The following is a 12,745-nucleotide window of genomic DNA, read 5'->3' as shown; positions in this document are numbered from 1 at the left end:
TTTAATATAAAAATCCGATATGCCGGTAAACTTAGTAGAATGATCAAAAAAAATGTTATATTCTCTCGTATATTAATCAATATCTATTTATTAATGAGATTTGACGTTTTATATAAAAAGTCGCTTAATCTGTGTAATGCAGAATAGGAGTGGTTCTTACGCAATGTTAGTGAATGTTTACGAGTATATTCCCAACTAAATACTATCATTTTCTTACAATATTAATACTTCGGATCTGAATTGCGACAGAGCACTCGAATACGGAGTAGATCGAAGTTAGCAGGCCCATACATGAGACGTTTGATCATTTTCAATCGATTGACATTGCCCTCCACGTAGCCATTATTTTCTTCGTACTGACAGGCTGCCAAAATGACCGAAAGGTCTTTTTTGAGGCGACGCACAAAACGAGCGAGTCTCGGATGTGCCGTGACTTTCGGATTCATAATCAAACGAAGCAGTTCATCACTATCTCGCACACGTATTGCTTCTCGGAATCCTTGGATGAAGCAGAATGGGATTGAAAGATCCGGATATTCGCATAACAAATCTGAAACATCTGCGATGTCTTTCTCATTCTTTTTCGGCCATTTCCAGAGTAGTCGACAAGCATCTTTACGCGATAGAAAGAGCGGATTTTCTAGAAGCAGCCCCCTACGAATATCTCGAGCCCGATAACGGATAGCCCCGTAAGATCCCTTATACCCTAGACCTCTGAGCAGCCGTTCGATTTCCTTCAATGTCAAATGGTTCATGACGTACTCTCTTAAATGATCCATATAGCGATCAATTGAGTGGGAACGTTTCCGTTGTAGTGACGAGGGGTAATAATCAAGCTCACTATACTTCTTGACAGTTCGCCAATTCAGGTGAAGAGAACGAGCGATTGCATTCAGGGACATGCCCTTTCGATACATGGCTTGAACAGAAGAGACAAGTATTTGACGATTAGAATCGATGGGCAAGAAGTCTGTGGTAGAGGAAGGAAGTTCCTCTACCACAGACTGTTTCTTAGGGATAGGTAGGCGACCAGGTAGCACACGTCTACAAACGGTAACGAGCAATTCCCACAGATTGTGAATCAGGTGGAAACGATCACTCACTACTATGACGCCTTTTTTCTGAAGTGTTTCCTGGTATCTTGGGAATCTGTCTGAAGAAGCTCGAACAGGCTTTTCGATTAGTCGATTCATCCATGCGATCAGCTCGTCTGGATTCCGTGAACGGAATAATTCGATTGGACGATGGGTCTGTGCATTGCAGATGATTGTCCCATAACGACGTCCTTTTTTGAAGGCGAAGTCGTCAATCCCGATGATATCTGGCTGTTCAGCAGGAACAGGGACGCGTCTCAAAATCTTGAGAAGTGTATCGTGACTAATCCGTATACCAATCGTCGGGCAAACACGTGCCGCTTCCTTAGCATTCATGGCAAGCATCAACGTCGTCAATACATGATCGGTCCGATTGGTCCGTCTAGAATAGGGTACCGCCCACGCGAGGCGTTCAGTAAAAATGATGCGTTCACAATTCGGGTTATCGCAAAACCATTTCGGAACTCGGAGTGTGAGTCGGATACAATGCTGTATTCTGAACAGGTCACCAGTCCTTCTCCAAGTGAAACCATGCCTTCTGTCACAACGTGCACCGCAGTCCGGACAGTGGCTAGTGGATGAAACAAGATGCGCCATAAGGTGTGTCTCGTGATCATTCTTCTCCATCGTCATTATGCGAATACGCGGATCTAGTTCTTCGATCTCGTACATAGGAATCAGTCCTTTTTAACTCTATTCCCATAGTATTGAAAACATTACCTCACTAACATTGCGTAAGAACCACAAACCTATTGCAAAATACATTAATCATATGGTAGCACATTTAAATTAGCTTTTTTTAATTGTTGGAGATACGTATTAGTAGTCGTAATGGACTCGTGACCAGAAAGGTTCATGACTTCATATAAAGGAATGCCATTCGCTAACAGCTTTGTGATGAAAGAGCGTCGGAACCAATGAGGCGAATTGGTTTGTGACGTTAAGTGGGCAGAAGCTGCTTGAGTGATTAGTCTCAATGCTTCATACGAAATAGGAGTATTCTCATCTCGTACATTGAAACAAATATGAAGGTTTATCACTCCTTCAATGTGCATTAATGTTTTCAGACGGTTGATAAGATGGATTGATTTTGGAGATAGCGGGATACGTCGCCATTTTTCACGCTTTCCTTTAAATTCGATATAACTCATAGAAGATGTTTCATGAACATGACTGAACTGAAGTGATAGTAATTCAGAAGCGCGCATCCCTGTAGTTAATAACAGATACCCGATCGTCTCGTTCCGCAACTGCAACAGCTCACGATTCTTTTTCTGTTTCACCGTGTGACGGAAGGCGAGTGCGATCGCTTCCATCTCGTCGAAATCGATCTCGCGGCGGAGCGGCTCCGGCTTCATCTGATCCTTCACCTGCAGTGACAGGTCGCGCACGTGATAGTCATTGACGTGCAAGAAGCGTAGAAAGCGCCGCAGCATAGCATTGCGCCGCTTAACGGTCCGTGGCGCATACTGATCATGGACGTCTTTTAAGTACTCATGCAAGTTGAGGATCGTCAGCTGCTTGACGCCCTGCGTCTTCGTCACAAAGAACCGAAGAATATAATCGAGATCTTGTTTGTAGGCCCGCTTCGTATGCGGGCTTTTTTGGCTATATATCGGAAATAATTCCGTTGCCCAAAATAACTCAAAAATCTCCAGATCGCTGAGTGCCTCCATATTCAAGTGATCATCCTCGAGCACGGCCAGTAACTTCTCCCGGCTATCAGCAAATGCCAGCGCTGCTTCTTCTTTGATCACGACTTCGTTCATTGCTTCCTCGTTCATAATCCATCCTCCCCTCTATCTGCTCAACGCTTCCTCTTTTGACAACTTATTTTTCTGTTTAATGATCAAATAAAGGATTATTTATGTAATACATTACATTGTGGTTGATTTATGTATGTATATATAATGAAATTAATTAATTTATTATTGTATTACATAATATCTCTTTATTTAGTGTAACAAACAACTACTTGTGATAATACATAATTATCACAAGTAAATTAAAAACGAATTTTTAATTAACATAACTCAATTGTTGCAGGAATAACGGTGAGGTGGAATACGAATGCGATCTTGTCTACTTTCCTAAATAGGCTATCAAATGTAGGTTATCTCATAAATATGAGCATACTTATTTTAGTGAGATGTAATAATTTTCTATTACGTAGTAGACAAAATCGCAATCAACGAGTAAACGAATCATATGATGTACAGAGAAGACTCATAGCATGTGCCCAATTGTTCAGATCACACCTGTTATTCAAGATAACGATGAGTGAAGAGGGGAGACTCGAAAAAAAACGTACTGGTATCGTGTAACGCTTGCCGAAGTGACTGATACGGGTTCATCATCTTACTAGCTTCAAATACACTGCTTTAAAAGGGTTATACATCTCATCTTCTGGATAGAGAAATTTATTTAGCCTTCTCTTGGACAAATCGTTCCTCGTTTTCAGGTGAGAACATTTATAGTCTATTCTATTGAATCGGTTCGGATAGTCTCTATTTTTGAAGTGTTTCGTATTCACTACTTGATCTAGAGGGGCTTATAAAAGAACGATGATACATAAAATTAACAGAAAGACATCTCCGCTAACGGAGTATTCAGGATTTAGTTAAACTTAAGAAGGGGTTATAGTTACGAACATAGAAGATATGTATTGATTAGGAGGTGATGAAAAATGAAGATCGTTTTATATCAAACAGTCCATTTAAAAACCTTTAACAAGGGGTCGACAGTACTTACGAAATTCTTTGAGTCTAATACTATTCCACATAAAGGTGACTTTATTGAGGACTCTATATGGAAAGCAGGTGATGATCAAGAAGTCCAATCAGTTGTGATCAATTATCAAAAAAATGTCTGTTACGTAAATTTGTCCCCCGTTACTTTGAATACTGAAGATAAAGTAAAATTAACTGAATATGAGAACATGGCCAAACTACATGAGTGGCTTCCAATAAGATGAAGCGTCGCTATTAGAGATATGAAGTACATATATAACACCTTAATGAGGTTGCCAAAACACATTTTTTATCGGTGTTAGGTAGCCTGTTTTTCTTGTATTCATAGGTGTAATGTTTCCTATTCGGTTGATTAAATTGAAAATGTTAGGTAGAGCGATACTATCTTACCCATGTTTAAATTGGGGCTCATTTTTGATTTCGTACTTCTCCATGATCTCTTACATCGTTAACTTACCACTCAGATTATCCTTGACTAATGTTCACTTTATTTCGCTTGAAACATACGCATTCGCCCATGTAAAAACACCTCTAATGTTAAAGGGTGTACCATTCTATAGATGTATTATGTTGCCTCGATCTGTCATCTCTTCCTCAGTTGATTCCTCGATTGATGATGCGAATAGCGGTCGATCAAATATCGTTTGGATGTTAAAGTTACATGACAAAAAGTGAAGTCTAGATTATGTTTCCTCATCCTCGCGGCTATTCGGACGTCGTCATTACAACTGATTTCGAATGATTTGACGCGCTGAGCTTCTGCATGATTGTTCATGTGTTTCAATACATCCGCCGTATAGGTCACATGGACTCTCAAGCGAGGGTTAAGAGTGACCCTTTCCTATTCATTTATCATTTTTTCGTTCCAGGACAAATTAGTGCGCAAACATGCGGTAAATTAAAGGTAAACGAATAAAGAATTCGTCCCCTTTTTCTTGAGTTCCAACGCGTGTAGATTTTTACCCTTTTGAGATATAGGTACGCTTATTTCCTTACATTTTCTTGTGTTCTTCTGAATAAAATTTAGACTCCACAATGATTTTGCATTTCGAGTGTTTGCTAACGAAATGCTGAGCTACTACTCCGTATTGAGGGTAAGTTCAAGGTAAAGGGATATCTGATTTAACCCTATTGATACCATCCTTATCAATTATTAAACTTGAACATTCTTCACCTCTATTTTTTTCTGATCATATCAAACATGCGGATAAAACAAAAAAACGACGAACCTAAGTCGTCGTTTTGGTATTACGCTTCTAAGTTACCTCTTTTTAAACCATTCTTTAACCACGAACACAATGACTGGACCAACTCCTTGCGAGAGCGATGCCCCAACCTGAATACTGGTCATCAATAAGAACCGAATAATCAAGACGAGGTAAGCCTGCCAAAGACTCCCGTTCATCACGACATAATCCAATAACAGATCTTCGGGGAATAACCAAGCAACAGTCGGCATAATCACGATGTATGTAAATGTGGTTCGAGCAAACCACACATACAAAATATTTAAGCGCTCCTCTTCACTCATTTCCTCAACGTTCAAATCTACACCCGTCCATTTTCTGAACCCTCTCTTCGGATTCTTCCACTGATCGTAAAAAGAACGTACCACCTCACCTGGATTCTTCCATTTTTCAAACTGCTCAATCAAAAATCGCTTCATCAGCATATCTCCTCTCATATTCACCCAAAAAATAATTTTACTGTTACAACTCTGAATTTAAATTGAAAATTCAGACATCTTATCTTTGTCATAGTCTCGGCAATTGCCGATCCGCTAGAGTTTAAGAACTGTAGCGTGCACCCTCCCTTCGCTTTTCGAATAAACAAAAAACGGGAATCCGTCAATTCGGATTCCCGTTCAAGCGATTAATCGCTTGTTGACTACAATATTGATCTTATCATAAATTTTTTTATTGCGCAAGTATAGCATCATAACATTATATTAACACTTTGTATTTTTTTAGTCAACAAATTTTATCAATTTTTTTAGTTTTATTTTGGTAAGACGAATTGTAATACTAAGTGCAACACCTAGCCGAAAACACAAAAAAACCATAACGACCTCGTGTAGAATAGAGTTACCACACAAAATTCAACGGAGGATTCGTTATGAGCTATGTTCATCTCACCACATCAGAAAGAGTCAAAATAGAAACTTATCTAGAGCTTGGATTTTCAATGCGAAAGATCGCTCAGCATCTCGGACGACAGCCGTCCACGATTTCACGTGAGCTCAAACGGAATCCTTCCTACAATGCGATCAACGCCGGACGGCGTTATGAGATGCAAAAAAAGAATTGTGGAGCACGCACGCTGTTCAGCACTTCGATTGGCTCACGTATCCTTTCGAAACTGCGAGAGACATGGTCTCCCGAACAGATCGCAGGACGGCTCTTTCACGAACAGGGACCATCGTACAGTACAATCTATCGATGGATACATAAAGGATTCATCAAGAGCAATTTAGGCGTTTTACGACAAAAAGGAAAGCGCCAAAAGCCACGTGAGACAAGAGGTCGCTTCAACATCGGGCTTCCAATCAGTAAACGTCCGTCGGACGTCCGGGGTCGAGAAACGTTCGGGCACTGGGAGTTGGATACTGTCGTATCAGGACGAGGGCAGACAAAGGCATGTGTCGTGACATTCATCAAACGTAAAAGTCGGTTCTATATCGTACTACCGATGGTCGATCGTTCTTCTCACTCGATGGAACATGCCATCCGAATACTTTATTCTTCTTTTCCATTGGGAACGTTTCAAACCATGACGACGGATCGCGGTAAGGAGTTCAGCTGTCACGAACGGATACAGGACTCTCTTGGTATCCCAATGTAATTCGCGGATCCCTATTCTTTATGGCAACGTGGCAGCAATGAGAATGCCAATGGTCTTCTCCGTGAGTTCTTCCCAAAGGGAACCAACTTCGGAATGATCAACAAGACAGAATTAGATCACGCACTTTTTAGAATCAACAATCGACCAAGAAAGTGTTTGGATTGGAAAACTGCATACGAGGTCTTTTCCGAAGAAGTGTTGCGCTTAATTTGACAAACCGTCACACATTAATAAATTGTAAGAATAAATATAATAAGACTCGATATTAAAATCGATAAAAGTAAAAACTAATATTTTACATTTCAAAGACAATCTAATATTTATTTTTTTAAGAAAGACTTATAAATGTCCATAATTGAACAGTCCAATATAATTCGACAGTTGTAACATTTTTGAAACATCAAAATATCGATTGAATTAACAGAATAATCTGCTATATTCTAACTACTAACAGGAAAACATTGTCATACGGTGGTTCTCGAAGGAAAGGAGCATGCACTATGTACCGATTCGGAGAGTGGTTACGACGTGAACGTCTAGAACATGGTTGGAGTCAGGTAGAATTAGCAGAAAAGACGTATGGAGAGATTTCGCAGGCAGCAATTAGCGCCTATGAGCGGAATCGTTCACTCCCCTCGATCCTAGACGTCCAAATCCTTGCGACAGCCTGCGAGCAGACGCTAGGATCTATCCCTTGGGATGAATTCGACTTAAGGATGGAGAAAAAACGGAATTGGTCGAACCTGAAGCAAGAACGCTTCGATTTGGCAGAACTTCCGCTCGCGGATTCTGTGCGCACGTTCGACGGCAAGACCTATCAGCTACATGGTCGGATTGCCATCGAACAAGAGAGCAAGGAGACACAAGAAATCTCGCAGATCTATTACCGGATTCGGACCGTCGTCGGTGAGAATCAGGTCATTGCGAAACGGAAGCACCCGAATGATGAGTTGATTCACGTCTCACGTCGCAGACTGGTTCATCAGTGAACCATCTTTGAATACGTATCTACTTATGAAATAACACGAAACAATGAAAAAGAGGAATTGATGACCGTAGCAGCATATCGCTAAGGACAGTCACTCCAATCACATACCGGCGTGTCCCTCATGTGTGACCGGATGAGCGGGATATACGCAGAAATGGTTTGGCGAGAGTCGCCTAAAACTCGCCCACAGGTCACGTATTCGTTGAGGGTCATCGAAAAACCCTAGACAGATGTCCGATATCGGATGTCAGAGTTCGTGGGGGAACCTGCTCGAAACCCACCGTCTTGCTCGACTCCGACTGTCCTTAAGGATGTGCTGCTGCGCATCGATCTCAAGGAAGGAGTGTGCACTATGCCGACACGTGAACAGAAGCAGAACAAGACCTTTGCGGAAAAGTTACTCCGGATCCAAGGAAAAGACTATGAGCAGTGGCTTGACGCTCAGCATCAACTCGTCATCCAGGAGAACCAGGAACTCATCTTAGAAGCACTCGACTCGAAACTGAATTTCACATCGCCTGTAACTACGTCACGGGATTGAGAGGAGGAAAACAGATGGGTTTGAATGAGACAGGACTTAGTTTGCTGCAGTTCTTTCAAGGACTCGCCGTCATCGCCGCAGCCATCGCCTTCGCAGTTGGTGGCTTCTACTTCATCTTCGGGGGAGATCGTGGACGATCAAAAGCCGTCGGTTGGCTCGTCGGTGGTGCCGTCGGCCTGATCATCGTCATGGGTGCCTTCACGCTGGCTGAGATGGTCAACGACAATATCAAATTCTAATCTAACAAGCGATCAAACAGACCGTCATTCCAAACTGGATGGCTTTTTTATTGCCTTCATAGAGGATGTCTTGCTTCAAAGGAGGAGAATCTATGCTCTTTGTCCGCTTCACCGACGTACCGAAAGAAGCCTTCCCGAACTATGAGCGTCTCCCGTATGAGGAGGCGCTTTTATTATCCACCCAAGTCCATCAAGAAGCGCAACAAGCAAACGAACGGTTTGCGAGTGAGTTCCGGATCTTCGATGATGCCGATCAGCTCGTCTATAAAGGATCGTTTCAGTTCGGTGATCCGACATATCCCAATCTTTACTTGCAACTGAAGGAACGGATTCCACGCATCCGGATCCGGAAGGAGGATGCGACGAAGAAGATCCTGTTGCTCGAGAACTTGGAGCGTTTGACACCGGAATCTTATAAGACGATGACGACTGCAGCGATTCAACAACATCCGGATGCGACACACGTCTCCCGCTTACGTCGCGGACAGCGTCGTCTCGTCTATGGCGTCAGTGGTGTGAGTCTTTTACTACTCGGTTCGCTATCGATTGTTCAACTGACACAGCCTGACTCACCAAGTAGTGTCCGCGCATCGTCAGGGGATTGGCAACCGCTTTATGAAGAAGCATTAAATGGCAAGACCGATCCACTGATGCAACGTCTGGAAAAACAAAAGTCATGGAGCAACGAACAACAACAGTTCCTGATTACCCAGTACGTCGAAAGAGAAGACTACGATCAGGCGGTGGCTGTGACGAACGATCCGATCGACGTCGAGACGATCATCATGCAGTCGAAGCCATTCGCTACAGACCGTCAAGAGACATTGCAAGCCTTCCAAGCGGTCCATCCGACGGATGAAGGTGCCTTCGATCTCGCCATCCTAGAGAAAGACTATAAACGTGCGGTCTCCATCCCGGACGTCGAGATGACGACCGCGCGCAAGGAGGCGAAGACACGTGCCTACATCGCGTTGAAAGATGTGACGAAGGCACAAGAAAGCGTCAAGCTGGTTCAAGACGAACAACTGAAACAGCAAGTGGTAACACTTGTCCAACTGGATGAAGAGATTCAAACACTTGAAGATCAAAAACGACAGTTATCGGAGAAAACGGACAAAAAAGAACTCGAGAAGCTCAATGAGTCGCTCGAAGCGAAGCAAAGACAAGCCTCTTCTCTTCTTTAACGAAAGTGTGGTGACTGAAATAATGATGAACTTCTCATTGCGTTCCCTCGCTACCTCCGCTTGGCTTTGGCGATGTCTTGCCTTTTTGATCGCTTTACCGGCTGTGTTGTTCTTAGTACTCAATGTCGCATTTCAGTTCCTACAGCAGACAATCCAAAATCTCTTTCAGGACGGGAAGTTGACGACCGGTTCCCCGCTTCAATACGATCCGAGTTGGTGGACGACGCTCGCCTGGTCGACCTCCCTCGCTTTCGCTTTGTTCGGTGTCTGCTTCCTACTGGGAGGGTTTCTCTTATTGAAGTATTGGCTCAATTTCCGTGATCTCAAGGCAGCACAGAAAGGAAGTGCCCGCTTCACGACGTTCCAAGAGCTGAAACAGCAGTATCGGGACGTGCCAGACCGCAAAGAGGCGTACACCGGATCCGGTGGCGTCCCTGTCGGTCGTTATCGCGATCGCCTGTATATCGATGACAGTGCCGTCAACAACCTCGTCATCGGGACAACCCGGTCCGGGAAAGGTGAGACGTTCGTCTTCTCGACAATCGATCTCTACAGCCGTGCCGAACGTCAAGCGAGCCTGATCATCAATGATCCAAAAGGCGAGCTGTTCGCCGCCTCCAAAGAAACGCTCGAGGCGCGTGGGTATCAAGTCGAAGTGCTAAACCTGATGAACCCGTCCCAATCGATGTCCTATAACCTGTTGCAACTGACAATCGATGCCTATTTGGACGAGAACTACTCCCTCGCCCAACAGTATGCCCGCTCGGTCGCCTATATGCTCTACCATGATCCGAAAACGAAAGACCCGTTTTGGAGCAACTCTTCAACGGACCTCTGTACCGCTTTAATTCTTGGACTTTGTGAACAGGCGAAACACGAACCGGCGAAGATTACGATGTATAACGTCGCCTTGATGCTGTCTGATCTCGGCTCGCGAACGGTCACCGATGACATGGGACAAGAACAATCGGCACTCGACGCTTTCTTCTCTGCGTTTCCAGAGAATCATCCGGCACGTATGCAGTATGCGACGCTTCATTTCTCCGGTGGCCAGACCCGCGCCAGTATCCTGGCGAATACGAATGCCAAGCTTGGGATCTTCACCCTTGATGCGACGGCACGATTGACGGCACAAAACTCGCTCGACATGAAACTGATCGGCTTCAACCGTTGGATCCGCGGACGTGCGCTCCCCTTGTCGCGGCTGACATTCCACTTCCCGAGCGGAAAACATCTCGCCTTGACGACGGATGACGACGGGAGTTTCGTGCTACATCACGAAGAAACACTCGATGTCGGATCTACCATCACAGTAAAAATCGATAAACAAACGTACACCATAACGCTCTCAGGTTGGAAAGACAAAACGAATGGGATCTTCGACGGTACGACCGATGCCCCGATCGACATCCGGGAGATTCGCCAGCACCCGCGTCCGGTTGCCGTCTTCCTGATCGTCCCGGATTATGATCCGACGTTGAACGTCATCGCCTCACTGTACGTCAAACAAGTCTACACCTCACTAGCCCGTGTCGCCTCACAAGCGACGAGTGGACGGTGTGAACGCCAGGTCATCTTTCTCCTCGACGAATTCGGGAACATGCCGGCGATCGAAGGGATGGCGAACATCATCACCGTCTGTCTTGGTCGGAATATCCGCTTCAACCTCGTCATCCAGTCCTACGCCCAACTCGAGAACCTCTACGGGGAGGATTGGAAAACGATCGATGGGAACTGTGGGAATACGCACTACTTGTTGACGGCAGACGAGTCGACGGCGGAATTGATCTCGAAGAAGCTCGGCGAACAGACGATTGTCACGAAGTCGCGTTCCGGACAGACCTTCTCGCTTTCGAAATCGAAGACGGAAAGCGTTGATGGCCGGCGCTTGCTGACAGCAACAGAAGTGATGGGATTGAAGGAAGGAGAGATGCTGATCATCCGTGTCATCAAACGACAAGATAAACAACAGAAACGGATCCAGTCCTACCCGCTCTTCCTGACTGGACGGACGGCGATGAAATACCGCTATGAATACTTAGCGGATGACTTTAATACAGAACGTTCCATCAACGATCTCGTGATTCCATGCGCGCATGCCCATCTCGACCTGAATACGCTCCGAATCCCGTTCCAAATCGGTCCCTCAGTTGCATCGAAGAACATTGAGACGAAGGAGGAGACATCTGATGCAACAGAATGGCGTGTCTGTGAGGTCCTGCAACCGAAAATCCTCCGCTCCATCTTCGAGACAACAGAATACGACACGCTACCTATCACAGCGTTCGAGCAAGGAATCACCGATAAAACGATTCCTGTGACGGACAACCAGCGCCACTTTTTGAAGACGATCATCAGTAAACGACTCGAGAAACTTCGTCATGGCGTCTAAGGAGGGCATCATATGACAGAACTGACACGCACCGAACGCGTCCAGCGCGAACTCCGGGTCATCGCGACCATCATCAAGGAGAACAAGAAGCGCCTCCGTCGTGGTGAAGTATTAAACATCCAAACCCAAGATGGCTTTTTAATCGTATTTGAGGAAGAAGACCCAGACTCAGGCGACCGAAAAACTGTTACGCTTATAGACACATTCGATTTCCGGGTCCATGTCAGCAATGGTGACCTGACGGATCCGGAACAGGTGTCATCATAGGAAAAGGGGTGGAGGCATGCAAGCGAAACGAGTACTCTCCGGACTATTGATTTCCTCTGCGTTACTTTTAGTCGGTTGTAGTGAAGAAACGTCGAAAAATACATTAGCTCAGATACAAGATTCTGAAGTTGATAAGATGATGAATGGTAAAAAAGACGGTATCTTATTAGTGGTAAAAGAAACTGATGGAGAATTTGAGAGTTACGTCGATAAGATTAAAAACATCTCTGAAGAAAAGAACAAATCGGTGAAGATGTACAATACATTCCAACCTGATGGAAAAGAATTAGTTAACAGGGATACTTTTGAATACACATCCGAATTAAAAGGAGAGCGTCTATACTTCATTAAGGATGGTGAAGTACAAGACGAGCTAAATATTAATGTTCTTACTGGAACTCAACTGAACGATGAAGTCGAAAAATTTATTGATCAGAACAGTTAATAAG

11 protein-coding genes and 1 pseudogene are annotated in these 12,745 nt (G+C 44.3%); 9 read left to right on the top strand and 3 right to left on the bottom strand.

Annotation, left to right across the window (positions count from 1 at the left end; translation table 11 throughout):
- Positions 1 to 221 precede the first annotated feature (221 nt).
- Both KNP96_RS12330 and KNP96_RS12325 read right to left on the bottom strand, forming a co-directional pair.
- Positions 222 to 1,691 carry an ISL3 family transposase gene (locus tag KNP96_RS12330; RefSeq protein WP_251135792.1) on the bottom strand — a complete coding sequence of 490 codons (1,470 nt, stop codon included), beginning with the start codon at positions 1,689 to 1,691 and terminating at the stop codon, positions 222 to 224.
- 167 nt (positions 1,692 to 1,858) lie between these two features.
- On the bottom strand, positions 1,859 to 2,878 hold the full coding sequence (locus KNP96_RS12325; RefSeq protein ID WP_214770840.1) for a tyrosine-type recombinase/integrase: 1,020 nt from the start codon (positions 2,876 to 2,878) through the stop codon (positions 1,859 to 1,861).
- Positions 2,879 to 3,780: 902 nt separating this feature from the next.
- Between KNP96_RS12325 and KNP96_RS12320 the strand changes: the two genes are divergently transcribed.
- The gene (locus KNP96_RS12320) at positions 3,781 to 4,068 is read left to right on the top strand and encodes a hypothetical protein (RefSeq protein ID WP_214770837.1); all 288 of its coding nucleotides are present in this window, start codon (positions 3,781 to 3,783) and stop codon (positions 4,066 to 4,068) included.
- A 1,037-nt stretch (positions 4,069 to 5,105) separates the two neighbouring features.
- Here the strand turns inward: KNP96_RS12320 and KNP96_RS12315 are convergent.
- Positions 5,106 to 5,510: a hypothetical protein gene (locus KNP96_RS12315; RefSeq protein ID WP_214770834.1), complete on the bottom strand. Its 405-nt coding sequence runs from the start codon at positions 5,508 to 5,510 to the stop codon at positions 5,106 to 5,108.
- 449 nt (positions 5,511 to 5,959) lie between these two features.
- Between KNP96_RS12315 and KNP96_RS12310 the strand changes: the two are divergent.
- The 8 genes and pseudogenes from KNP96_RS12310 (at position 5,960) to KNP96_RS12275 (ending at position 12,741) form a co-directional block, all read left to right on the top strand.
- Positions 5,960 to 6,898: pseudogene (locus tag KNP96_RS12310) on the top strand (IS30 family transposase).
- Positions 6,899 to 7,185: 287 nt separating this feature from the next.
- Entirely contained in the window at positions 7,186 to 7,674 is a 489-nt protein-coding gene (locus tag KNP96_RS12305) for a helix-turn-helix domain-containing protein (protein WP_214770831.1), read from the top strand.
- Between the two features lie 351 nt (positions 7,675 to 8,025).
- On the top strand, positions 8,026 to 8,214 hold the full coding sequence (locus KNP96_RS12300; RefSeq protein ID WP_214770828.1) for a hypothetical protein: 189 nt from the start codon (positions 8,026 to 8,028) through the stop codon (positions 8,212 to 8,214).
- A gap of 14 nt (positions 8,215 to 8,228) precedes the next feature.
- Positions 8,229 to 8,453, top strand: coding sequence for a hypothetical protein (locus KNP96_RS12295; protein WP_050678812.1), 225 nt, complete (start codon positions 8,229 to 8,231; stop codon positions 8,451 to 8,453).
- A 92-nt stretch (positions 8,454 to 8,545) separates the two neighbouring features.
- Positions 8,546 to 9,637, top strand: a complete 1,092-nt coding sequence (locus tag KNP96_RS12290; RefSeq protein WP_214770826.1) for a hypothetical protein — start codon at positions 8,546 to 8,548, stop codon at positions 9,635 to 9,637.
- A 22-nt stretch (positions 9,638 to 9,659) separates the two neighbouring features.
- A complete protein-coding gene (locus tag KNP96_RS12285) occupies positions 9,660 to 12,029 on the top strand; it encodes a VirD4-like conjugal transfer protein, CD1115 family (RefSeq protein WP_214770823.1) in 2,370 nt (789 codons plus the stop codon).
- A 12-nt stretch (positions 12,030 to 12,041) separates the two neighbouring features.
- Positions 12,042 to 12,296, top strand: coding sequence for a hypothetical protein (locus KNP96_RS12280; protein WP_214770821.1), 255 nt, complete (start codon positions 12,042 to 12,044; stop codon positions 12,294 to 12,296).
- Between the two features lie 16 nt (positions 12,297 to 12,312).
- On the top strand, positions 12,313 to 12,741 hold the full coding sequence (locus KNP96_RS12275; RefSeq protein ID WP_214770819.1) for a hypothetical protein: 429 nt from the start codon (positions 12,313 to 12,315) through the stop codon (positions 12,739 to 12,741).
- Positions 12,742 to 12,745: the final 4 nt, after the last annotated feature.

Origin of the sequence: Exiguobacterium sp. s133, from assembly GCF_018618595.1 — a bacterium.
Lineage (GTDB): Bacteria > Bacillota > Bacilli > Exiguobacteriales > Exiguobacteriaceae > Exiguobacterium_A > Exiguobacterium_A oxidotolerans.
Note: the sequence above shows the minus strand (reverse complement) of the source record. Positions and strands in the feature narration are given on the sequence as shown.